This is a genomic window from Bradyrhizobium sp. OAE829 (assembly GCF_040546575.1).
Lineage (GTDB): Bacteria > Pseudomonadota > Alphaproteobacteria > Rhizobiales > Xanthobacteraceae > Bradyrhizobium.
In genome coordinates this window covers 7,519,157-7,541,649 of sequence record NZ_JBEPOE010000001.1, presented here as the reverse complement: position 1 = coordinate 7,541,649, position 22,493 = coordinate 7,519,157, and the positions used below count along the sequence as shown (strand labels likewise).

General features: G+C 62.8%; 18 protein-coding genes. 7 read left to right on the top strand and 11 right to left on the bottom strand.

The features are described from left to right. Positions 1 to 188 precede the first annotated feature (188 nt). A complete protein-coding gene (locus ABIE49_RS35755; RefSeq protein WP_354067141.1) occupies positions 189 to 1,202 on the bottom strand; it encodes an AraC family transcriptional regulator in 1,014 nt (337 codons plus the stop codon). Positions 1,203 to 2,065: 863 nt separating this feature from the next. Between ABIE49_RS35755 and ABIE49_RS35750 the strand changes: the two genes are divergently transcribed. The 3 genes from ABIE49_RS35750 to ABIE49_RS35740 all read left to right on the top strand — a co-directional run bounded on the left by ABIE49_RS35750 (position 2,066) and on the right by ABIE49_RS35740 (position 5,744). Continuing rightward, positions 2,066 to 3,088: a zinc-dependent alcohol dehydrogenase gene (locus ABIE49_RS35750; RefSeq protein WP_192734521.1), complete on the top strand. Its 1,023-nt coding sequence runs from the start codon at positions 2,066 to 2,068 to the stop codon at positions 3,086 to 3,088. 80 nt (positions 3,089 to 3,168) lie between these two features. Beyond that, positions 3,169 to 4,146, top strand: coding sequence for a sugar-binding transcriptional regulator (locus ABIE49_RS35745; RefSeq protein ID WP_354067140.1), 978 nt, complete (start codon positions 3,169 to 3,171; stop codon positions 4,144 to 4,146). Beyond that, complete coding sequence (locus ABIE49_RS35740; protein WP_192734520.1) at positions 4,143 to 5,744, top strand: FGGY-family carbohydrate kinase; 1,602 nt, start codon at positions 4,143 to 4,145, stop codon at positions 5,742 to 5,744. Before ABIE49_RS35745 ends, ABIE49_RS35740 begins: the two co-directional genes overlap by 4 nt. A gap of 18 nt (positions 5,745 to 5,762) precedes the next feature. On the opposite strand, the gene ABIE49_RS35735 is transcribed toward ABIE49_RS35740, so the two are convergent. Both ABIE49_RS35735 and ABIE49_RS35730 read right to left on the bottom strand, forming a co-directional pair. Next, positions 5,763 to 6,617: an amidohydrolase family protein gene (locus ABIE49_RS35735; RefSeq protein ID WP_192734519.1), complete on the bottom strand. Its 855-nt coding sequence runs from the start codon at positions 6,615 to 6,617 to the stop codon at positions 5,763 to 5,765. Continuing rightward, positions 6,617 to 7,654, bottom strand: coding sequence for an aldo/keto reductase (locus ABIE49_RS35730; protein WP_354067139.1), 1,038 nt, complete (start codon positions 7,652 to 7,654; stop codon positions 6,617 to 6,619). Before ABIE49_RS35730 ends, ABIE49_RS35735 begins: the two co-directional genes overlap by 1 nt. A 394-nt stretch (positions 7,655 to 8,048) precedes the next feature. Between ABIE49_RS35730 and ABIE49_RS35725 the strand changes: the two genes are divergently transcribed. Then, on the top strand, positions 8,049 to 9,554 hold the full coding sequence (locus ABIE49_RS35725; RefSeq protein WP_192734517.1) for a helicase HerA domain-containing protein: 1,506 nt from the start codon (positions 8,049 to 8,051) through the stop codon (positions 9,552 to 9,554). Between the two features lie 37 nt (positions 9,555 to 9,591). On the opposite strand, the gene ABIE49_RS35720 is transcribed toward ABIE49_RS35725, so the two are convergent. Next, entirely contained in the window at positions 9,592 to 10,782 is a 1,191-nt protein-coding gene (locus ABIE49_RS35720) for a CaiB/BaiF CoA transferase family protein (protein WP_192734516.1), read from the bottom strand. After that, positions 10,779 to 10,961 (bottom strand): hypothetical protein, encoded by a 183-nt coding sequence (locus ABIE49_RS35715; RefSeq protein ID WP_192734515.1) that lies wholly within the window; start codon positions 10,959 to 10,961, stop codon positions 10,779 to 10,781. The genes ABIE49_RS35720 and ABIE49_RS35715 overlap by 4 nt, the downstream gene beginning before the upstream one ends. Before the next feature lies 1 nt (position 10,962). On the opposite strand from ABIE49_RS35715, the gene ABIE49_RS35710 reads away from it, so the two are divergent. Continuing rightward, a complete protein-coding gene (locus tag ABIE49_RS35710) occupies positions 10,963 to 11,871 on the top strand; it encodes a 4'-phosphopantetheinyl transferase family protein (RefSeq protein WP_192734514.1) in 909 nt (302 codons plus the stop codon). A 3-nt stretch (positions 11,872 to 11,874) separates the two neighbouring features. On the opposite strand, the gene ABIE49_RS35705 is transcribed toward ABIE49_RS35710, so the two are convergent. From ABIE49_RS35705 to ABIE49_RS35695, 3 genes are all read right to left on the bottom strand, one after another. Next, positions 11,875 to 13,173, bottom strand: coding sequence for a lysine N(6)-hydroxylase/L-ornithine N(5)-oxygenase family protein (locus ABIE49_RS35705; protein WP_192734513.1), 1,299 nt, complete (start codon positions 13,171 to 13,173; stop codon positions 11,875 to 11,877). A 22-nt stretch (positions 13,174 to 13,195) separates the two neighbouring features. After that, positions 13,196 to 14,254: a GNAT family N-acetyltransferase gene (locus ABIE49_RS35700; protein ID WP_192734512.1), complete on the bottom strand. Its 1,059-nt coding sequence runs from the start codon at positions 14,252 to 14,254 to the stop codon at positions 13,196 to 13,198. Between the two features lie 224 nt (positions 14,255 to 14,478). Next, positions 14,479 to 16,179 carry a cyclic peptide export ABC transporter gene (locus ABIE49_RS35695; protein WP_354067699.1) on the bottom strand — a complete coding sequence of 567 codons (1,701 nt, stop codon included), beginning with the start codon at positions 16,177 to 16,179 and terminating at the stop codon, positions 14,479 to 14,481. Between the two features lie 322 nt (positions 16,180 to 16,501). Between ABIE49_RS35695 and ABIE49_RS35690 the strand changes: the two genes are divergently transcribed. Together ABIE49_RS35690 and ABIE49_RS35685 are read left to right on the top strand one after the other, a co-directional pair. Continuing rightward, complete coding sequence (locus tag ABIE49_RS35690) at positions 16,502 to 17,563, top strand: DUF2218 domain-containing protein (RefSeq protein ID WP_192734510.1); 1,062 nt, start codon at positions 16,502 to 16,504, stop codon at positions 17,561 to 17,563. A 75-nt stretch (positions 17,564 to 17,638) separates the two neighbouring features. Beyond that, the gene (locus ABIE49_RS35685) at positions 17,639 to 18,463 is read left to right on the top strand and encodes an ATP-binding cassette domain-containing protein (RefSeq protein ID WP_192734509.1); all 825 of its coding nucleotides are present in this window, start codon (positions 17,639 to 17,641) and stop codon (positions 18,461 to 18,463) included. A 32-nt stretch (positions 18,464 to 18,495) separates the two neighbouring features. On the opposite strand, the gene fhuB is transcribed toward ABIE49_RS35685, so the two are convergent. The 3 genes from fhuB to ABIE49_RS35670 are packed head-to-tail and all read right to left on the bottom strand — an operon-like array spanning position 18,496 to position 22,489. Beyond that, positions 18,496 to 20,502 (bottom strand): Fe(3+)-hydroxamate ABC transporter permease FhuB, encoded by a 2,007-nt coding sequence (gene fhuB / locus ABIE49_RS35680; RefSeq protein WP_192734508.1) that lies wholly within the window; start codon positions 20,500 to 20,502, stop codon positions 18,496 to 18,498. Then, complete coding sequence (locus ABIE49_RS35675) at positions 20,489 to 21,430, bottom strand: ABC transporter substrate-binding protein (protein ID WP_192734507.1); 942 nt, start codon at positions 21,428 to 21,430, stop codon at positions 20,489 to 20,491. The genes fhuB and ABIE49_RS35675 overlap by 14 nt, the downstream gene beginning before the upstream one ends. 51 nt (positions 21,431 to 21,481) lie before the next feature. After that, complete coding sequence (locus ABIE49_RS35670) at positions 21,482 to 22,489, bottom strand: alpha/beta hydrolase (protein ID WP_192734506.1); 1,008 nt, start codon at positions 22,487 to 22,489, stop codon at positions 21,482 to 21,484. Positions 22,490 to 22,493 lie beyond the last annotated feature (4 nt).

Below are 22,493 nucleotides of genomic sequence, written 5' to 3'. Positions count from 1 at the left end.
TGCTTGGCTGGAAAACGCCCTGACGATCGGGTGTCCTGAACGCAGCGCGAGCCCGGACACAAAAATCGCGAAAACAACCCCATGCAAAGTAGAAAAACCCGGCCTTGCAGCACCCGTGCTGCTGGCGTCCGGGGCACGAGAAGAAAATCGTCCGTCGTCCCGGCTCCACCTCATCTCGTTCCGCCTAGCTAGATACCAAGCGAAAGCCGGAAATCAGACGGACTCTTTCCCGTCCACCGCAGAAACGCGTGCCGGAAATTGGCGGCGTCGCTGTATCCTAGCCGATTGGCGATTTCCTCATTGGTCATTTTCGTCTTGCGAAGGTACTCGATGGCAAGACGCATCCGCACCTCGGCCAGGATATCGCGGTAAGCCGTCCCTTCCACCTCCAGCCTGCGGCGCAGCGCCCGCGGATGCATCGAGAGCTTCTCGGCAACAACTTCGATGCCGGGGTATCGGCCGCGCAGTTCGATCAGCATCCGCCGAACGTCCGCCGCGACGCCGCCTCCGCGATTGACCTCAGCCATGATCTGCTCGCACATCTCGCGCGCCATGGCGTGACTGCGCGGGTCGGCGAGCGATACCGGACCATCAGCTGTCGCCAAATCATAGCCATAGGCGTTGCTTCGCTGCGTGAACAGAACCGGACATGCGAACAGTTCGTCGTAGAGGGCGGCATGCTGCGGCGTCGCATACACGACGGCGACGTGCGAGTATCTGAATGATGGCCCGACCAGATCCCGGGCAATCATCAAATGTGCCGCCAGTGCGAACTCCACCGCAAACCGATAGGCGTCCTCGGTGGGGTCCACCCAATGCCGCGGCTCGACGGTGCACAGCACGGTCGTCTCGTCATAGGCATTGCTGGCATCGCAGAACGGGCCGATCACACGGATGTAGCGGTTGGCGAAATCGCGGGCGTCGGCGTAGGTGGGACTGCTCAGCAGCGCGTATCCGTACATTCCATACGTCGTGACGTGCATGCGCTGACCCGCGCGGAGCGCGATGGCAGAATCTTTCGACAGGCGGAGGGCGTTGCGGATCACCGTATCGAGTTGCCGATACGAAATCTGGGTGGTGTGTGCCTCCAGCTGGGACCGATCGAGTCCAGTACCGTCCAGTGTTTCGGACGCATCGACACCTTGCGCGTTCAACTCCGAAACGATCGCGGCGATCGAATGCGGTGAATAGATGCGCTGCACGAAGTCTTGCCGCGACAGGCCGCATGATTCACCGTCCTGTTTTTGCGACTTGCCTCCTTCCCTCATAGCCGTGCCCTACCCGCGCCGCTCTCCTGTTGCCAGCGGCCAGAAAGACACACTATCCACCGCGCTCGGCACAGACAACGCCGATCGGACACCTCAACTCGGTGTTCTCCTCAACCCGGCGGTCTTCCGATTCTATTTGACCATCCTGGATTTGAGGCCATTCAGTTATTTTAGCGCCGGCAGTTCGGGACCGGTACGCAGGACCCGTAACCCGCGCATCATTCTGAATGAGGCGTAGAGGCATCGGCTGGCTTATTTGCATCGCAATCGGCGAGCCTGGAGCCGAGCTCGATTACGCCCTTTCGCAAGTTCGGTTCGGAACGAGCCCCGAAAGTCGCCTTCATGGATCGCGATGCTTGTTCGCCGCGGTTCCAGCTTCCGTAAAGGCAGAGGCGAGGTCCGCATGCTGCCGGTTCACCATCGCGCTTCGATGATTGATCGGACCTCAAGGCAGCCTCTTCGAACTCGTTGCGGTTGCGTCGCGATCCTCCGGCCGACGGGAGAGGTCCCATCATGAGTTTTGTCGATGATCGCTCCGGGTGATGGGATGAGCTGGCGACCCCGCACCGTGCAGCAACGCCGCACGGATGGGCTCTGCGGGTGGATCGCAATACCAAACCTCTTCCTAAGAGATTGAGATAACTATATTTTTGTAATTCGTGGAAACTGGACTTCTGTCAAAAAAAACAAATGTTTTTTGTATTTTTCATATGTTGCGTCTTATAGAATACGAATGTAATAGAGCACAATAGGAATGTCCCACGAGGGAGCCCGGTACAAGCCGGGCTGCAGGGTTGATGAGCCGAGCTCTCTTCATCGACGGCGCCAACAAAGCGCGGGTAGCGCAGTTCAATCTGCGCGAGGGTCGCGAGGACGAAGTCCTGATGGATGTCGCCTCAGTCGGCGTTTGCGGCAGCGATCTGCACTATTTCAAGGACGGCGGTATCGGCAGCGCGCTTATCAACGAACCCTTTGTCCCCGGGCATGAGTTCGGCGGCTATCTCTGTCAGGACGTCGAGGAGCTCGGTCTCACGCGCGGCCAGCTCGTTGCCGTCGATCCGAACAAGGCATGCGGCCGGTGCGACTGGTGCCATGAGGGCCATCCCAACCTCTGCCCCAACGTTGAGTTCATTGGGGCTCCTCCCTTCGACGGCGCGATGACGGAACGCATCTGGGCACCAAGGTCGCAGCTCGTCGCGCTGCCGAATGGCTTCGACGCGCTGGATGCCGTCATGCTGGAGCCGCTCGGCGTCGCCATTCACGCCGTCGGGCTCGCCAAACCGCGCATGCTCGAACGCGTGGCCGTGCTGGGCTGCGGCCCGATCGGCCTGCTCATCGTCCAGGTGTTGAAAGCTGCCGGCGCCGGTGAGGTCCTCGCCTGCGATCCGCTGCCGCATCGCCGCGCAATAGCCGAAAAGATCGGCGCCGATCGCGTCGGGGAAAGCGCCGCCGACATCGCCGAATGGTCCAAGGGCGGCTGCCCCCTTGTACTGGAAGCGACAAATTCACCGTTCGGCTTCCGCGACGCCGTAACCGCGACGCGCATCGGCGGACGGATCGTGCTGGTCGGCATTCCCGACGGCGACATTTACACCTTGCCCGCTGCGGACGCCCGCCGCCGCGGCCTAAATATCAAGTTCGCGCGGCGGATGGGCGACGTCTATCCGCGCGCCATTGAGTTCCTCGCAGCGGGGAAGATCGACGTACGCTCGATCGTCACCCACCGCGTCGCGCTGGAGGAAGCGCCTGGCGTGTTCACGGCACTGGCCGACAATGCGCCCGGCTACGTCAAGGTCCTCGTCGATCTGAAAGGCAGTTGAACCGACGCCCGAATGGCACCTGGTCGCCACCAGCAAATGGGAACATCGCAATGAAGCCGGTGTATGCGTGAGGTGAGGTTGTGAGCGACACATCAGACAGCGAAACGACGACAATGCGTATCAACGCCGATGACCTGGCCGAAGCGCAAATCCAGGCTCGAGCCTGCTGGTATTACTATGTCGGCGCGATGACGCAGCAGGAGATCGCCGATCGGCTCGGGCTGACGCGGCTCAAGGTCAACAAGCTGCTCGGGCAGGCACGGCAGGATGGGCTCGTCAGCGTCGAGATCAAGCTGCCGCTCGCCAACTGCGTTGCGCTGGAAGAGAAGCTGAAGGCGCGCTTCGCGCTCGACGATGTTTCCGTGGTTCCCAGCCTGCCCGATCCCGATGCGCTGCAACAGGTGATCGGCGAAGCCGCGAGCACGATGCTTCATCCCCTGCTGAAAGATGGCATCGGCCTCGGCGTCGGCTGGGGCCGCACGCTCAGAGCCGCCGCGCGCACGCTCAAGCAGCGACGATTCGCCCGCAGCTGGGTGACCTCCCTGATGGGCGGCATGACGCGCGGCGCCGGCACCAACACGTTCGAGGTCGCGACCGAGTTTGCTCGGCTGATCGGCGCCGAATGCTACTACGTCGCGGCACCGATCTATTGCCCGTCGGTCGAGAGCCGTTCCACACTCCTGACGCATTACGGACTTGCGGACGTGATGCGCCGGGCTCGCGAAGGCCAGATCGCGCTGGTATCCTGCGGCGACCTGACACCACGCTCGCTGCTCGCGGCGACCCATATTGTGGATGAAGCGCTGGACGGACTGCGCAAGGCGGGCGCAGTCGGCGACCTGCTCGGAACGTATCTGGACGAATACGGCCGCCCGGTCGACCACCCGCTCAATTCCCGTGTCATGGCGCTGAGCCCGCAGGAGCTGAAGGCGTATCCGATCTCCATCCTGGCCTCGGGCGGGTTACCCAAGGCGCCGGTGATCCGCGGCATTCTGAACGCGCGCTATGTACGCTGCCTCGTCACGGACGAGTCTGCGGCAGCGGCGCTGCTGCAATGAGCCTGCTGCTCGCCATCGATGTCGGTACGTTGTCGGCCCGCGCCGGGCTGTTCGACGCGTCGGGCCGGCTGGTGACCGCGCGCAGTCATCCGTTCGAACTGCTGCGGCCCGCGGAAAACCACGCTGTCTATCGGATGGACGAAATCTGGGCGGCGGTATGTGCCGCCATCCGCGCCGCCATTGCCGATGCGCCGGGCGCGGCGGCTGCGATCGCGGGCGTCGCCGTCGACGCAACGTCCTCCACCTATTTCGAGGCGAAAGGCGGGCCGCCGCTGCAAGGTGAGGCGGACGTGGTCTGCTGGATGGACCATCGCGGCGAACGCGAGGCAGAGGAGATTGGAGCGTCCGGCGACCGTTATTTGGATCATGTCGGCGGTACAGTTTCGCCGGAGATGTATCTTCCAAAGATCCTCTGGGTAAAGCGGCACACGCCGGAGGCGTGGGCACGCGTCACCGCCGTGCGCGACCTCTCGGACGAAGTCGCTCGCCGCATGACCGGCATCGATCGGCACTCCGTCTGCGGGCTTGCCTGCAAGTTTCCCTATTTGCCTGCCGAGCCTGATCCATGGCGCCGCGACCTGCTCGCTACACTTGATCTCTCCGATCTGCCGCGGCGCGGCAAGCTCGCCGAGCCGCCAGGCAAGGTCGGGCAGGTTCACGGAACGGTCTCCGCGGATGCGGCGAAGGCGCTCGGCATCGCGCCGGGTGCGCCGGTCGCGATCGGATTGATCGACGCGGAAGCAGGCGCTCTCGGCGTCGTGGGTCGCGGATTTCGCGACAAGATGAACCGCACGCTGGCGCTGATCGGCGGCACCTCGAGCTGCTACATGTCCTGGGCCGAGGATGAGCGGCACATCTCCGGGGTCTGGGGTCCCTTCAAGGACGCGGTATTTCCCGGCTACTGGATGCACGAGGCCGGGATGAGCATTTCGGGCGCGGCGCTCGACGCCGTGCTTGACCAGCATCCCGCCAGCCCCGGCAAGGCGTCGGCGGCGCGGCACGCGGAAACCGCGCGCGATATTCTCGCGCTGCTCGATCTCGACGGCCCCGCCTTCGGCGCGCGGCGGCATATCGTCCCCGACTGGCTCGGCAACCGCGCGCCCTATGGGGATGGTGCGGTGCGCGCGCTGGTCAGCGGCCTTGGCCTGGAGACGAGCCCACGCTCGTTCCTCGAACATTACTACGCGACGGCCCGCGCGCTCGCACTGCAAAGCCGCCATATCCTTGAGCATCTCAACACGCGTGGCTATGCCATCGACCGCGCCTGTCTCTCCGGCGGACACACTAGGAATCCACTGATGGTACGCCTTTATCGCGATGCGCTTGGCGCAGACCTCGTCATCTCCCACTCGCCCGAACCGGTGCTGCTCGGCACCGCGATGGTCGCCTCCGTCGCGGCCGGACTGTACCCGGATCTGTTTGCGGCGCTCGACGCGATGTCGCCGGAGCAGACGATCTACAACGCCGACCCGATATGGGCGGCGGCGAACGATGCCGCCTATTCGACCTATCTCAAGCTGTTCGCCATCCGCAACGAAATCGAGGCCGAAGGTCGGCGACCGGCCGGCCGCCCTTCGGCGTCCGCAGGCGCATTCTGAACGCGGTGTCTTTTCTCGTCAGCAACTGGCTTCAACATTCCGTCCCCGGCTTGAGAGATAGATGCGAGCTGCGTTATCGCCGAAGATGGCCGCCTTTTCATCCGGTGACAGACGGGCGAGCAGGGTTTCGGCGGTGGCAATCCATTTTTCATAACCGCCCGCCAGATTGACCACCGGCCAGTCGCTTCCCCATAGCAGGCGATGTGGCCCGAAACACGCAACGACATGATCCACCGCTTTGCGCAGATCGGTAATCTGCCAATCCGGTGCGGCCTCCGTCACCAATCCCGATAGCTTGCAGACGATGTTGGGGCGTTCGGCAAGCAGCGCGACGTCGCGGTACCAATCTGCTGTCTCGCCGGTCGCAAGTCGGGGCTTGGCGCAATGGTCAAGCACGAAATGCAAATTGGGATGACGATCGACCAGCCGCAGCAGTTGCGGCAAATGGCGCGGCAGCACCAGCGCGTCGAACGCCAGGTTGTTTCGGGCCATCGCTGCCAATAGCGGCGCCAAGCCAGGGCGGAGCAACCAATCGTCATCGGGCATGTCCTGCACCATCGGGCGCAATCCAACCAGGAGTTTGTGCACGGCGAGTGCATCAATGCGCGCCCCGCCGTCGGCTGCGTCGAAGTCCGTCCAGCCGACTACACCCCGCACCACCTGTGCCTTCGCCGCGATGTCGAGAAGAAACATGGTCTCCGCCTCGGTCGGTGCAGCCTGCACCAGGATCGTCCCGGTGATGTTCGCGGCAGCGAGGTGAGGCGCCAGATCCGAAAGGGAAAAGTCGCGGTGGATCGGCGCGAGCGCGGGAGTGAGCCAACTATAATCGCCACGCGCGAGAGTCCACAGATGATGATGCGCATCGATCCGCATCAGCCGGCTACCGGCAGCGGAACGGGCGCTTTCGCATCCAACAGGCGCTCGGCCTTCAGATCGGCCCAAAGCGCGCTTGGTACGTCGCAGGACAGCGCCGCTACGTTGCGCTCGACTTCCTGCGGACTCTGGCCCCCCAGCACAACGCTCGCCACCGCCGGATGGCCCAGGGCAAAATGCAACGCCGCGGTTGGCAGGGCAACGCCATGCGCATCACAGACGCTTTCGATCCGAGCTACCTTTGCCAGGATCTCAGGTGGCGCATCCCTGTAATTGTATTTGGCGCCGCTCACCGCGCCGGTTGCCAGAATACCAGAATTGAATACGCCGCCGAGCAACACGCCGATTCCCTGTTGTTGCGCAAGCGGCAGAAATTCCGCCAGCGCCGGTTGCTCCAGCAGGGAATAGCGCCCCGCGAGCAGCATGGTATCGAATGATCCGGCTTGCGCGAAACGCACGCACATCTCGGCCTCGTTCACGCCGATCCCGATGCCCGCAACAACGCCCTCTCCGCGAAGCCGATCCAGCGCCACGTACGCGCCAGCCATCGCTTCGCGAAAGCGCTCCTCGATCGCGTCGGCGCCATGAGTCCAAACGTCGACGTCGTGGATCAGCAACAGGTCCAGCCGGTCGACGCCTAGCCGCAACAGCGACTGTTCCACCGAACGCATCGTGCCGTCATAGGAATAATCAACCACTGCCCGGTGCGGCAATCCTCCCGCAAAACCGGCACGGTCGCCTCGACCGCGAAACGGGTCCGTCCAGCGGCCAACTTTGGTGCAAACGACGATGTCCTGGCGCGGCACGCGCCTGATGGCGGCGCCGCAACGATGTTCGGCAAGGCCGTTGCCATAGAGCGGAGAAGTGTCGAGGAGATTGATGCCCAGATCGAAGGCACGTTTCACCGTATCAATGGCCGTGCCGTCATCCAGTTGCACGTAGAGATCACCAAGCGGCGCGGTTCCGAATCCCAGAACCGAAACCTGAAGCCGCGTCCCACCAAGAGCACGACGCGGCACCGCAAATACTGGCTTCATATTGACCGGCTCTTTTCGGCCCATCGCCCAGTCGCGGGGATGCGCCTTTACCTTGCTTGCCGTTGGGGCCCGCCCGTTGAGTGGGATGGCCCTGGCTGGATACTGATTTTGCCACCGACAAACCGTGATTGGAAGTCAATCCGGCGCACAAAGCGGCAACCGCGACGCGCCCGGGTACCTGGGAACAATGGCTGACGCTGCACAGCATTTTGCGTTGTCAAGAGCGACGTCGATTCGCGCGGGCCATGATGAGGGTCATGACTTTTTCCAATGATGCGCGACCATGCAAGCGTTCGACCAGCCGTGGAGAACAGGAGTAACCGGCCATTGGGCGCTCGACGCGCTGCGGTCGGGTTGTTAAGCCCGCCTCCGCAGGGAGACTTTGAGTCGAGACATGACCGTTGCGATCGAGATGGGCCACACAACGGCAGGCGCCCCGGCTAACCTGGACCTTGAGGAACTGCTGGCGACGCGCCTGCTGGTGCAGGGCAATTCGGGCTCCGGCAAATCCCATCTGCTGCGCCGGCTGCTGGAACAGAGCGCCCCCTGGGTACAGCAGACCATCATCGACCCCGAAGGCGACTTTGTTGGGCTTGCCGACCGTTTCGGCCACCTTCTGATCGATGCTGAGGACCATACCGAGCGGGGCCTGCAGGTCGCCGGCGAGCGAGCGCGCATACATCGCGTCTCAACGGTGCTCAATCTCGAGGGGCTCGACGCCGAGAACCAGATGCGGCGCGCCGCCGCCTTCCTCGGCGGGCTTTTCGAGGCCGCCCGCGACCACTGGTATCCGATGCTGGTGGTTGTGGACGAGGCGCAACTGTTCGCGCCGGCTGTCGCCGGCGAGGTTTCGGACGAGGCCCGCAAACTCTCGCTCGGCGCCATGACGAACCTGATGTGCCGTGGCCGCAAACGCGGACTTGCGGGAATCATCGCCACCCAGCGACTGGCAAAACTCGCCAAGAACGTCGCAGCCGAGGCGTCCAATTTCCTCATGGGGCGAACCTTTCTGGATATCGACATGGCGCGCGCCGCTGACCTGCTGGGCATGGAGCGGCGACAGGCGGAGGCCTTCCGGGATCTGGAGCGCGGCCAATTCATGGCGCTGGGACCGGCCCTGTCCCGGCGTCCGCTGGGGCTGCGCATTGGTCCAACGGATACAACGCCGCGCAACGCGACCCCGCGCCTGATGCCTCTGCCGGAAGCGACGCTGGACGCGCACGCCATCATCCTGGCAGCACCGCCGCCCGAGCATAATCGGCCCCAGCGCCGGTCGCCACCCGACCTCCTCGGCCAGCTCATGGCAGCGAAGTCAGCGGCGCTGGAAATCCGTCCCGAATCGGTGGAGCAGCCGCTTAGCGCCGAGGCACTGGCGGAGCGGCATGAGCGCGTGGACCGCATTCTGCGCGCCGTCATGGCCGAACCCGACGCTGGGTTTCGTGCCATCGGCGTCCTCTATCAGGAGTTCGTCGTCCGTTGCCGAATAGAGGGCCTCGGTTCTGATGTGCCGGACCTGGGTGACTTCCGTCGCATGCTGACGCGCGCCCGCGCCGGGCTCGGCTCCGATATGGCTGACGATGACGGCTGGCAGGATGTCTCGGTCCGCGCCTCCCTTCTGCCGGAGGATATGCAGGGCGTCTTCATGATGATCGCCCGCGCCGCGAAGGAAGGTTGGCCCTGCCCGAGCGATGCAGCGATTGCCCGCGCCTATGGTTCACATTCGTTGCGCCGTGCTCGGCGTCTGCTGACCTACATCGAGGAGCAGGGCCTCATCGTTTGCCAGCTCGACGGTGCAGGACGGCGGATCGTGACGCTCGTCGAGCTGGCCTGGGCGACGGCACCGGGCGACCCCAATGCCGAGGAACTGCCGGCGGAGCAAGGCTGCAGCCCGGCGCTATGATGTGACAGTCAGGCGCATACCAAACCGTGGTGATCTCTTAAATCACACCGGCGATCCGTAAATCTTCGATCTCTGCACTGCTTAGTTCGAGCAGACCTTTGTAGATATCCTCGTTTTGGGCACCCAGCCCCGCGCCAAGCCAGCGGATCTCGCCGGGCGTTTCCGACAGCCGTGGCACGACGCCGGGAACCGCGATCTCGCCGGCGCGCGAGTCCGTCATTTGGATGTTACCCCGGGCGCGGTATTGCGGGTCTTCGAAAATATCCGCGATGCTGAAGATCAGACTGGCCGGCACGCCTCCCCTCGAACAAAGCGCAAGGACGCTATCGAGGTCGAGCGAGGCGACCCATTCGGAGACGATGCGGTTGACCTCGTCGCGGGCCGCCAGACGCAGCGTCTGCGGACCATATCGTTCCGCCGAGGCCAGTTCCGGTTGCCCCATCGCTTCCGCCAGCCGGGCGAACATCTGATCACTGGTGCAGGCGATCGCGATCCATTTGCCGTCCTTGGTCTGGTAGTGGCTGTGCGGGCAGACGTTGACCGCGTCCGCGCCCATCCGCTCGCGCACATAGCCGAACTTCTGATAGGCAGGCGCGATCTCATCGAGCACGCGAAACACCGATTCGTAGAGTGCGAGATCGACGCATTGCCCCTCGCCGGTCGCCTTGCGGGCTTGCAGCGCGACCAGTGCGCCGATGGCGCCGTACATGCCCGACATGTAATCCGCCAGCGAGGTCGAACCGGGAACAACGGGAATACCGCCGGACTCGCCGGCAAGATAGGTCAGGCCGGAAAACGCGTGCGCGATGCGGGCAAAGCCCGGCTGCGTCCGCATCGGTCCATCCTGCCCGTAGGCCGAGATGCGCACCAGGATCGCAGCGGGATTGATCTTCTTGAGCTCCTCGTAGCCGAGCCCCCATTTTTCCAACGTGCCGGGCCGAAAATTCTCGACGATGATGTCGCATTTCGCGGCGAGGCGCTTCAGCAGTTCCCGCCCGCGCTCGGTCCCGAGATCCAGCGTTACGCATTTTTTGTTGCGGGCTTCGGAGAGCCAAACCAGCGTATCGCCGCATTCGGTATTGGTTCCAAGACGCCGAAGCGAGTCGCCGGTCTTTGGCGGCTCGATCTTGATAACCTCGGCACCGAATTCACCGAGTATGGTGGCGCAATGCGGCCCCGCGATGAACGTGCCGAGGTCGAGGACCCGGATCCCTTCAAGTGCGCTCACGGCTTTCCCCCGATGCTGGCTGCCCGCTCGAGCGGTTTGTTGGCCAACTTGATGTGCATGAGAGCGATCATCTCACCGCTCTTTTCCTTAAGCGCCCTGTGCCCTTCGCGTTCGGCCGCCGCCATCGCGTCAACGACCTCGTTGGCCCAGGCAATCTGTCCGGCGGTTGGCGTCAGCACCTTGTCACTCCAATCCATCATGGGGCGCCGGAGAAGGGATAATTTTGATTTCTCGACAGCTTACATTACTCTTCAAAACTTCTCCAAATGGCCGATGGACATGGCGCTATCCGACGACGCTGGAAAGGACAAACTCGCAGTATCGCTGACGTCGGCCAATGCACGAGATACCGTCGCGTGGTCTATCGCAACCAAATGTAACATTCCGCAGGAAGAACTGGGTGTGCGATGGCTGACCAGTCCAGGCAACTCGGGCCTGACCGACCAGTTGAGACCGGGGAAGATCGCCTTCTGGCTAGCGGCAGTACATCCCTCTCATGACCAAGGCACCGAAGGACTGGGCACGCTCAGCTTCGAGCAGGCTGCGGCGGTGCTCGATGGCGAGGAAGCCAGCCGCCTGGTGCGCTTCGTGCACATTGAGGATCGAAACAGCTACCTCGCCGCACATGCCGGCGTCCGCCTTTTGCTGGGGAGCATTGTGGGGCACGCCGCGGACGCCTTGCGATTTCGACCGTCCGAGCACGGCAAGCCGATGCTCGTCACAGACTCGCCGAACATCGACTTCAGCCTCAGTCACGCAAGAGGTGTGGTCGCTGTCGCTGCTGCGCGTTCGCCTGTTGGTGTCGATGTCGAGCCCTTGCGAGAAATCCCCGATCTGGATTCCGTGAGTGAGATCGTCCTGGCCCGCGAAGAGCGTGAGATCCTGTGGAGCACCCCTGCCGCTTTGCGGTCGCGGCTGTTTCTTCGCTACTGGACCCTCAAGGAAGCCATACTCAAGGCAGCCGCGCTTGGATTCATCATTCCACCGCATTCGGTGATCATCGACGCAGGCCCCTCACCCGCCGTTCTTTCGCTACCAGCAGCGCTCGGGCCTGTCTCGCAATGGCGGCTGATAGCTCCCGCCGCCTGAAGGCTAAGCTATGAGTTCGCGGCGCGAGATCGTCAAAAGCAGCGACTCGGCGATTTCCTGCGAACGGCTGGCCAGAACGGAGAGCAACGTGTCGCTCAGGCCGTGAGAGGCCTCGGAATACCCCTGGAGATGGATTTGCGGCCGAAACGCAGGGCTGGTGGCGAGCCTGTAATTGCGGTCGACAATATCGTCCTGAATATAGCGCCGTATCGGCTCCAGAAACGCGTGTGGTGTTTCCCTGTCATAGCCGGTCGCGAGGATAACGGCATCGTAGCACGAGCGGCGGTCTTGACCGTCGAATTTATCAACTGTTCGAATCTCAATGCCTTCGACGGCCGCGAGTACCTTCGTGATTTCGCTGCGCGGATGCAATTCGATGCCCGTCGTGCCGCTGACGCGTTGCTGGTAGAGCAACCGATACAACTGATCGAGCAGATCGGAATCGACCACGGCATAGTTGGTATTTCGAAAATTGCGAACGATCGCGTTCCGGCGCTCGTCCGGCTGAGCATAAATAAAATCTGTGTAATCCGGATTGAAGATTTCGTTGACGAACGGGCTGCTGTCGGACGGCTTTAAAGCATGGCCGCGAAAGATCAGGTCAATGTTCGCGTGCGGAAAACGGTTTCGAAGATCGACCGTCACCTCGACCGCGCTCTGCCCTCCCCCGACAACGGCCACGCATGCAGCCTTGCCGCCGAGGCCAGCGGACTCGACCGTATCGAGGTAGCGGCTTGAGTGAAATAACCTGGAATCATCGGCGATTTTCGCGAAGACCTGCGGGATATTGGGCTTACCTCCCGCCGCCACGACCAGGTTCTTCGCAAGCCGCACCGTTTCACCGCCGGCGAAGTTGCGTGAATAGACCCGCAACGAATTCACTGACTGCCCCACTGTTACGGGTTCGATGGCAACGACGGTTTCGCCATAAGCCGCTTGTGACTTGAACTGAGCTGCCACCCACCGCAGATAATCGTTGAATTCCGTCCTGCTCGGATAGAACGTCCGGCAGTTGATGAAATCCTGCAAGCGGCCGTGCTTGTGCAGATAGTTCACAAAGGTGAACGGACTGGTCGGATCACGCAACGAAACCAGATCCTTGAGAAACGAGATCTGCATATCGCTGCCCGGCAAAAGCATGCCGCCATGCCAGGTAAATTGGCGCTGCCTCTCGACGAAAAGAGGAGTGCATTTCAAGCGTGATCTTCTGGCGCACTCGTCCAGCGCGATCGCAAGCGCTAGATTGGACGGACCGAATCCGACGCCAATGACGTCGTGCTCGATGGCAAGCTGGTGAGACATAAAGCTGCGCTCCGTTCGCGCGTTAGGCTGTGGGCGCCGGACCGGCCGTCGCCGGTAGCCAAAGCCGGTCACCAAAGAAGCGCTCGCGCAGCAACATGACCAGGGTGGCCCGCTTGTGTGGAAAATCGAAGTTCTTGACCTTCGCAAATCCCGAGAGTTCGAGGTTGCGCAGTTGCTGCGAATGCGCCGCCGCCGGCTCGCCGACGATCCGCTGCGTTCGGCAATCATCCAGGAACATGTAATGCATCAGCGAGGGCAGCCACGCACTGATGTAGCGGCGTCCACGATAGGCGTCCTCTCCGACGACAACGTGCCAGCCGCGATCGTAATCATCGGCATCGTAAAACGGCGCGATACGGTTTTCCTTGGCCCAATAGACCTCGAAATAGCCGAATGGCACGTCGCCGAAGCAACCGATCAGCGGCAGCATGTGCGGATCGGCCAGAATAGTGGACAGATACTTGCGATGCTTTTCGAGATCGCCGGCTTCGTCCCAAAAAGCGTCGACACGAGGATCGTTCATCCAGCGGTGCAGCAAATGAAGATCATCATTCAGGTCCGCAACGCGGAACGAGATGACCTCGGAAAGCCAGGGGATGAAGCGGGCATACACCATCCCCACCGGCTTTTGCGAGCGACGCGGATGCCGTTTGCCGTCCGTCATGACGTGGTGCTGCGGCATTGGCGGCCGCTCGGCATTGACCAGCCAGTTGTCACGACGCTGCATGACCAAATCCGGAAGCAGCACGAGGTTGTTTCCGGTCACGACAGCGAGGCCATCGTCCAGCAATTCGCGCGTAATCGGCTCCCGGACCGAATCAAGAAAAATCCGGTCGAGACCCGGGCGCCATCCGAACATTGCCTCTGCAGCCGCTGAAACCGCCCGCACCGCAAGCCGCGGATCGTCGGGAGCATCGAGCATCTTCAGATGATCCAGCTGCTCATCGAGACGCAGACGCATCATCGTAGCGCCACCTGCAACGACCCGCAGCTCCGCACCGTCTTGGAGGACCGTCGCGGCGGCGCGCGGCCCGACCGGAAACGCATGGGGATCTTTCGCGGAGCTCGACGCTTTGTTCATCCGGCACTCGTATTGACGTGATTGCTTCAAACAAGACGCGATCTTCGCTCACGCACGCGATGTAAATCACTCCCGTGCAGGATGACAAGGAATGCCAACGCACCCAGTTTAGATTCCTTACAAAATCAGCGAATGACCAGGCCGGGACGTTGCATGCCGTGTTCAACGCCAGCGTCGGTAGTGCTGGAACTTAGACTCAAATTTTCCGGGAGAATAAAATAGGTCTAAAGAGGCGCACCGGTCGGAACAGATGACGGCTCCATGACGTTATGCGCCCCCGCCTCGCCAGCGACAATCTTGCCATGCCGGAGCCGCACAAGGTGGTCCGCCGCGCCAAAATAGCGGTCGTCATGTGAGATCACGATGATCGTCTTGCCCAGGCGTTTCAGGTCGGGCAGCAGTTCGGTGTAGAAGATATGCCGGAACGCCGGATCCTGATCCGCCGCCCACTCATCGAACACCAGGACGGGCCGCTCCTCGAGCCAGGCATTCATCAGAGCCAGCCGCTTGCGCTGGCCGGTGGACAGATCCGTTGTCGTGAATACGCCATTTTCAACCGAAACCTTGTGCGCGACCTCCAATCGCTCAAGGTACCGCTCGGCGATATCGGGCACCATTCCCGCTCCCTGCAAAAGATCTTCAAACAGGTAGTAGTCGGAAAAGATTGTCGTGAAGAGCTGCCGGTAGTCATCGCGGGTTTCCGTTACGACCGACAGGCCATCGCGAAGCACCGCGCCACTCTGCGGGGCGTAAAGGCCCAGCAGCAGTTTGATGAGCGTGGTCTTTCCACTGCCATTTTCGCCGACAATGAAAACGATGTCCCCCTGGCGGATGTGCAGGTCAATCGGGCCAAGCACGAAGGGATTGCTGCCGGGCACGGTGCGGAAGGCGTACGACACCCCGCGGAGTTCGATCGATTTGATCTTGGCCGATGTTTCCGGCGCGGTCGAAGGCGCAGCCAGCAAATCCTGTTCAGGCGTAGAGAACTGCTCCGAGAGCTCGGCGATGCGGCGCATCGCCACCTGTGCGCGGCCGAGCGCGGGCAGAATGCCTATCACCTGGTCGATAGGACCCCGCATATAGAGCAGCACCAGCACAAAGCCGCTGGAGACCGAGGCCGGACTGTCCGGCCAAAGGAATGGCCGCAGGGTCAGCGCTACGCCGATCACCACGAAGAACAGCATCGTACCGAAGGCCCGTGCGGTGACGAAAAGATTGATCGACTTGATCTGCACCGTGCTGATCTGGTCGACGGTACGCTGTAGCTTGTCGACGTACACGCGCTGCCGGCGGATGCGGTTCAGGCGCAATTCCTTCGCGCCCTCCGCGATCGCCCGGTAGTGCTTCTGCAACTCATCTTCCGAGTCGCGGGCGGCATTGAAGCCCCGAACCCCCCGCGTTCGCGCAAAGGCATGCGCCAGCGAACCCAGGATGATGACCAATCCCGTGATCAGAAACAGCGGCCACGACAACACCGCCAGGTAAACCATGCAGCCGAAAGTGATGACGACGGACACGAAGAAGGACGAGAAGAAGAACGCGAAATCGCTGATCGTGTCGACGTCCTGAGTGAGAACCGGGATCAGGCGATGGGTGCGGTAAATCTCGAGTTGGTCGATCGGCGCCGCCAGAATTTTGGCAGCAAGCGACTTCCGCAGCTCGGCAATGATCCGCTGTCCGACATAATTGGCGCTTATATCGGAACCAATCGAACCGATCAGGATCAGTGAGCACAGGCCGGCAAAGGCAGAAAGCAGCGTCACGACATCGCTCTGCGAGGCATAGAGGCCGCGATTGACGACCGCCAGCAGCCCCGCAACGCTGGCGCCGCCGACAATACCGAGGACAACGCCACCGAGCACAATCGGCCAATACGGCCGCAGGAGATGCAATATCTGAGCGGTCAGGCCGCTTCGTGGAATCATCATGAGTGCCGCGCTGGATTAAAGCTGGAGCGAACCTACACGGCCCGTGGTGACACGAACAGCCTTGCTGGAGTGATGCGAATACATGATGGCAGCATCGCTATTCCAGTGCTTATTTTCCGGTCTTTTTCGATCGATTCTAATTTGTGATTGGCAACGCGTTTAATAAAAGGTCGGGTAGTATCGCCTTTGCATCGCAGCCGAAGAGCGCGTAGGACATAAATCCGGCCGCTGTATCGGACCGCGATACCCCGGAAATCGAAGCGCTCGCAGGCCAGCATCGGACAGGCCCGACTGGAGCAGGCCCGACTGGAGAATGACTTTGGATTCGCTCGTTTCCGAAACCCGCATCCAGCTTGCCGATGCCGCCGGTCTTGCTGCCCGAATGATCGATCATCTGGCCGAGCATGACATCGCCTTCGAGGATCAAGGCGGTCTGATGGTGGCGAAACTGCCGTTTGGAACCAGCTCGCTCGCCGTCGAGGCCGAGACACTCAGGATACGTGTCGAGGCCAACGACAAGGGTCACCTCGAAATGCTGCGTTCGGTCGTAGCATCCCACGTCATCGAGTTCGCAGGCAACGAGGCACCGACGATCGTCTGGTCCGGCCATGAATCCGATGGCGGCACGTTGGCCAATTTCCGCGAGGTACGGCTCAAGGCGGCGATCGATCTCACGCCCCGCATGCGCCGGCTGACGTTCACCGGAGACGACATCGCACGCTTCCTTGACGATGATGACCTGCATGTCCGCCTGTATTTTCCCCCGGAGGGCCTCGCCAAGCCTGAATGGCCGTGGCCTGCCGCGGACGGACGTATCATGTGGCCCGAACCGGACCGCAGGCCTCTCACCCGCTACTACACCATCCGTCGCGTCGATCTGCAGACCCGCGAGATCGACATCGATTTCGTGGTTCACGACCATGCCGGACCTGGCTCCGCATTCGGGCTCAACGCGCGAGCCGGCGCCATCTGCGGCATGGCCGGCCCGCTCGGACGAGGTATTCGTCCGGCACGCTGGTTTATGCTGGCAGGCGACGAAACCGCCCTGCCCGCCATCGCGCGCATTCTCGAAACGCTGCCGGCGACGGCAATGGGCGAGGTCTTCATCGAAGTCGCCGACCAGCTCGAGGAAGTTCCGATGGTCGCGCCGGCCGGCATGTCGGTTCGCTGGCTGCATCGCGGCGACCGTCCGGCCGGCACGACGCAATTGCTGGTCGATGCCGTCAAGGCCCTGCGATGGCCGGATCACCGCGAGGTCTTTGCATGGGTCGCTTGCGAAGCACAGGCGCTGAAGGCGCTGCGAAACCATTTGCGCGATGAGCGAAAGCTTTCCCGCGAGCAGCATCTTGCGGTCGCGTATTGGAGCCTGCGTCAGCCATGACGTGCCGGCGTCCGATACCTGGACCGGCCAGGCTGCGTTCTCCTTGCATCACATAGTTTCCACCGGGCGCTTCCCATGCACGCAGTTCTGCCAACCGAAACCGCGCCGGCGACGCGCGACGCGGCCATGCCCTTGTTCGAACTGGACCAGGTCAGCTTCGCGGTGACGGGCCGCGCGTTGCTCGAACCGCTGACCCTGACCCTTCCCGCCCGCAGCGTCGTCGGCCTGATCGGACACAATGGCTCCGGCAAATCGACCTTGCTGAAGATGCTGGCGCGGCAGCAGCCAAACTCCTCCGGTACGATCCGCTTTGAAGGGCGTCCATTGCGGGAATGGAGTGATCGGGAATACGCGCGAAAGGTAGCTTATTTGCCGCAGCAGACGCCTCCCGCCGCCGGCATGCTGGTCAAGGAGCTGGTCGCGCTGGGCCGTTATCCGTGGCATGGCGCGCTCGGCCGATTTGGCGATACCGACCGCAACAAGGTCGCGGAAGCCATGGCGCTCACCCACATCGAGCCGTTTGCGGACCGGCTGGTCGACACACTGTCAGGCGGTGAGCGCCAGCGGGTCTGGATCGCCATGCTGGTGGCGCAGGACGCCGAGTGCCTTCTGCTCGACGAGCCGATTTCAGCGCTCGACATCGCCCATCAGATCGAGGTTCTGTCGCTGGTGCAGCAGCTCGCCCGCGAGCGCAACCTCGGAATTGTCGTCGTCCTCCACGACGTCAACATGGCCGCCCGCTTCTGCGACGAGATCATCGCGCTGCATTCGGGCAAGTTGATAACCCGGGGCACGCCTGAAAAGATCATGACGCCCGCCGAACTCGAAACCATCTACGGCATTCCCATGGGGGTGATGCCGTCTCCGGATCAAAGCCACCTCATCAGCTTTGCGCGGTGAAGGGCCAGATCATCCGCCTCCATCGCGGCGGATCACGCGCGCCGCGGGCGCAATAGCCACACCAGATATGGACCGGCGAGCATCATCGCGAAGATGCCGGCCGGCATCTGGAACGGGAATATCACCATCCGCCCTGCCCAGTCCGCGAACACCATCAAGGTGCCGCCAATCAGCGCGGCCAGTGCTACCTGATGCAGCGCGCGTTGCGCCCCCATCATCCGCGCCATATGCGGCGCGATGAAGCCGACCAAGCTTAGGAGCCCGACCATCAGGGTCGCGGTCGCGGTCAACAGCGCGGTCAGCAGCATGATGATGATTCGGCTTCGCGCCATGGATACGCCCACCGAACGCGAGGCCGCCTGACCGAGCGGCAGGATATCGAGCCAGCGCGACAACATCGGCACCATCGCCAGCAGGATGATCGCCGCGACGGCCAGTATCGCAGCCTCGGCCGGACCGATCTGATAAAGCGATCCCGCCAGCAACGACAGAAGCATGCCGATGCGGGGGTCACCGGTCGCCAGCACCATGGCCATGATCGCGCCGAACGCCGCGCTCATGGCGACGCCGGCCAGCAGCACCCGCTCCGGACTGAACTCGGACCGCCGGCTGAACAGCAGAACCAGTCCGAGCACGACGAAGGCGCCGATCGCGGCGGCTGCAATCTGCTCCACCCGCGTGTGAGAGGGCAACGCGTACAGCAGCACAAGCACACCCATCGCGGCGCCATAGCTGATCCCCATCACTTCCGGAGCCGCCATTGGGTTTCCGGTCATGCGTTGCAGCAGCGTGCCGGCTACCGCCAGCGTGGCCCCCGCAGCCAGGGCCGACACCACGCGCGGCCAGCGCCACGGCAGAAACTCCTGGATGCCGGCAAGGCCGCTCCAACTCCAGCCCTCTGAACCGACCCCGACGGCAAGCGCGATCCAGACCACGAGCAGCAGCAAGGCCAGACCGAACAGGATCACCCGCCAGGGATGGTCGAGACGTGGTGGAACGGATGGCGTCAGGTTCCCGACCGGCGCGGTGGCCCGAAGCCGTGGCAGCAACAGCAGCAACATCGGCGCGCCGATCAGGGCGGTGGCGGCGCCAGCCGGCATTTCGCGATAGCCGGGCGGGATCAGCAGAACGAGCTCATCGGTCAGCCACAGCAGCATGGCGCCGCAGAGTGGCGCCCAAATCAGCCGGTCACGAAATCGGCGCGCGCCCGACAGCATGACGATAGCCGGCGCGGAAAGGCCCACAAAGCCCATCACGCCGACCACGGTTACAACTGACGCGCTGAGCGCGATCGCGATGCCCAGCGCGCAGACTCGCGCGCCGGTCAATCCGAGGCCGAGATTGCGCGCAGTCTCGTCATCGAAGCCGAGCAAGGTCAGTGGGCGGACCATCGCCGCGATCAGTGCGAAGGAAACGATGAAACGCGGCGCAAGGAATAGGACGTTGTTCCAGTCCTGCTGGTTGAGGAACCCAGCGCCCCAGATGAACAGCCCGATCAGATATTCGTGGTTCAGCAATATCAGGGCCTGAGTCGTCACGGCGCAATAATAGGCGACGATCAGCCCGGCAAGCACCAGCACTACCGGCGATAGCGCACGGCGCCAGGTGAGACCGAACACGCACAGAAACGCCGCGAATCCGCCCAGCAACGCAATCCACTCGCGGCCGAAGGTGAGCAGCGACGGCGCCCAAAGCGTGGTCACAGACAGCGCGAGATAAGCTCCGTTCAGGACACCGAGGGTGCTCGGTTCAGCAAGCGGATTGCGCAGCACCTGCTGACAGACCGTTCCTGCGAGGCCCAGCGCTGCGCCGGCCAGCAGCGCCACCGCTATGCGCGGAAACACCGTGTAATGAACCAGCATCTGCTGCGGATCGTTGATTTCGGGGCGCCACAGCACCGGCAACCAAGCCCCCGCCGGCAGAAACCCCGACAGATGCCGCCACGTCAGTGCGGCCGCTGCCGCAAACAACAATCCGATTACCAGCGCCGGATGCATCGCGATCCCGGAGCGGACGGGCAGCGCCTCAACCTTGCTCATTTTTTTCCTGCGGAAGGCGTTCGGCGAGAAGGCGGGCGAAGCGCTCAGCTGCCGGCACGCCGCCATAGAAGAATTGATTTCCCAGCACCGTCAACCGCCCCGACCGAAGGAACGGCAGGGTTCGCAACACCGGGCTCGACGTCAGCAGCGCTTCGATATCCGCGACCCGCGAACTCATCAGGATCAGGCGCGCGTCCGGAACGGCCGCGAGCACCTCAAGGCCGACACTGGTATGTCCCCACGGACCGCTCTGCCCGGTCCAGGCGTTCTTCAATCCGAACTGGTTGAGTACCTCCTGATAGAGGCTGTTCGGACCGAACACGAGCGCACGGTTGCGCGCGATCTCGCTGACAAGATACAGCGGTTTGCCGCCGCGATTGCGAAGCTGCTCACGATACCCTGTCATCGCCGTATCGAAACGCGCCAGATAGGCTTCGCATGCGGCCTGCATGCCGACCCGCTGTGCAAGCTCCCTGGTCGAACTGCGCGCTGTTTCCAATGGATGGCGACCAGGCTTGAAAATCGTGAAGATCTCGACTGGAGCGATCAGTTTGAGCCGGGGTATTGCGGCAGTGATACTGGGATCGATGATGATAATGTCAGGCGCGAAACTCTGCAGCAGTTCGAGATTTGGCTCCGAGCGCAGGCCGATTTCCTGAACGCTGGACGGGACAGCCGGCTCGACGACGAGCCTGCCGTAGCGCTCAATCTCCGGAACCACGAGCGGCACGACCCCGAGCACGAGCAGCGTCTGCGCGCAGGCCCAGCCGAGCGCGGCAACGCGCGGCCCGGGCTGTGATGTGGCGGCTTGCGTTGCGCAAAGCGGCCAGTTGCCGAGCAGCAGGCCCCCGCCAAGGCTCACGCCTGCGGCGAGAACGGCGCGGCGTGACGGCCGGCGATCGGGGACAATGGGAGGCTTGTTGTTCATGGAAATCGGCTCAAAGAGCTCTTGCGATCAAGGCCGGGGGACAGAAGACCATTATGACATACCTTCAATCCTCGTGTCCGTCCAAGCCCTGCCGCTGGAGGCACGAAACGCGTTTGCCAGGGCCTGTCCGATCGCCGCCTGCGCCTGCAAGGCGTCGGTCACGACATTTCCCATTCGCAAAAACTCGTGGATCATGCCTGGGTAGATCTGGAGATCGACGGCCACGCCGGCGGCGCGAAGCCGTGCCGCATACTCACGCCCCTCGTCCACCAGCGGATCATATTCGGCGAGCACGAAAAGCGCCGGCGCCAGCCCGGAGAGATCGTGCGCGGCCAGCGGCGCAAAGCGCCAATCGTCGCGGTCGGCATCGTCGCGGAGATATTGCCGGAAGAACCAATCGACGGTGTCCCGCTCGAGCAGAAAACCCGAGCCATACCGGCCGTAAGAATCCGAATTTTGCCGCGAGCTCAGGCCAGGATAGGCGAGAACCTGCAGGACCGGCTGCGGCAAGCCTGGATCGGCCTTCGCTGCAATCGCAAGGGCTGCAGCTAGCGTCCCACCGGCGCTATCGCCGCCGACAGCAACGCGGCCGGCGTCCAGCCCGGCCGCCTCCCCCTCGCGACCGATCCAGGCCAGGGCATCGACGGCATCCTCGAACGCCGTCGGAAATTTGTGCTCCGGGGCAAGCCGATAACCAATCGACAGCACCGCTACGCCGCTGTCGGCGGCGAGGCCGCGGCACAAGGGCTCATGCGAATCGAGACTTCCGACGACAAAGCCGCCGCCGTGCATATAAAGCAGAACCGGCGTGGGATTTTGCGTGTCCGGCTCCCGCGCGGCGTAGAGCCGCGCGGCGATGGCATCCCCATCCCGCGTCGGCAGAGAGAACTCGCGTTCGAATGCCAGCGCCGGAGGGTCGACGTCGAGCAACGGTGACGACGCGTCGAAATCTGTGCGTGCCTGCGTGGCCGTCAGCTGCGGGAACGGGATGCGGGCACCGCTCTCGGTCCCGAGCTGGATCATCTCGAGCAGCGCGGCGATATCGGGATCAAGGCTCATGCGA

Excerpts from the sequence above, each read along its gene's own strand:
- ABIE49_RS35685 (WP_192734509.1), top strand. The coding sequence starts at position 17,639 with ATGCACGCAGTTCTGCCAACCGAAACCGCGCCGGCGACGCGCGACGCG.
- ABIE49_RS35750 (WP_192734521.1), top strand. The coding sequence starts at position 2,066 with ATGAGCCGAGCTCTCTTCATCGACGGCGCCAACAAAGCGCGGGTAGCG.
- ABIE49_RS35670 (WP_192734506.1), bottom strand. The coding sequence starts at position 22,489 with ATGAGCCTTGATCCCGATATCGCCGCGCTGCTCGAGATGATCCAGCTC.
- ABIE49_RS35700 (WP_192734512.1), bottom strand. The coding sequence starts at position 14,254 with ATGAACAAAGCGTCGAGCTCCGCGAAAGATCCCCATGCGTTTCCGGTC.
- ABIE49_RS35730 (WP_354067139.1), bottom strand. The coding sequence starts at position 7,654 with ATGAAGCCAGTATTTGCGGTGCCGCGTCGTGCTCTTGGTGGGACGCGG.
- ABIE49_RS35675 (WP_192734507.1), bottom strand. The coding sequence starts at position 21,430 with ATGAACAACAAGCCTCCCATTGTCCCCGATCGCCGGCCGTCACGCCGC.
- ABIE49_RS35735 (WP_192734519.1), bottom strand. The coding sequence starts at position 6,617 with ATGCGGATCGATGCGCATCATCATCTGTGGACTCTCGCGCGTGGCGAT.
- ABIE49_RS35725 (WP_192734517.1), top strand. The coding sequence starts at position 8,049 with ATGACCGTTGCGATCGAGATGGGCCACACAACGGCAGGCGCCCCGGCT.
- ABIE49_RS35695 (WP_354067699.1), bottom strand. The coding sequence starts at position 16,179 with ATGATTCCACGAAGCGGCCTGACCGCTCAGATATTGCATCTCCTGCGG.
- fhuB (WP_192734508.1), bottom strand. The coding sequence starts at position 20,502 with ATGAGCAAGGTTGAGGCGCTGCCCGTCCGCTCCGGGATCGCGATGCAT.
- ABIE49_RS35740 (WP_192734520.1), top strand. The coding sequence starts at position 4,143 with ATGAGCCTGCTGCTCGCCATCGATGTCGGTACGTTGTCGGCCCGCGCC.
- ABIE49_RS35705 (WP_192734513.1), bottom strand. The coding sequence starts at position 13,173 with ATGTCTCACCAGCTTGCCATCGAGCACGACGTCATTGGCGTCGGATTC.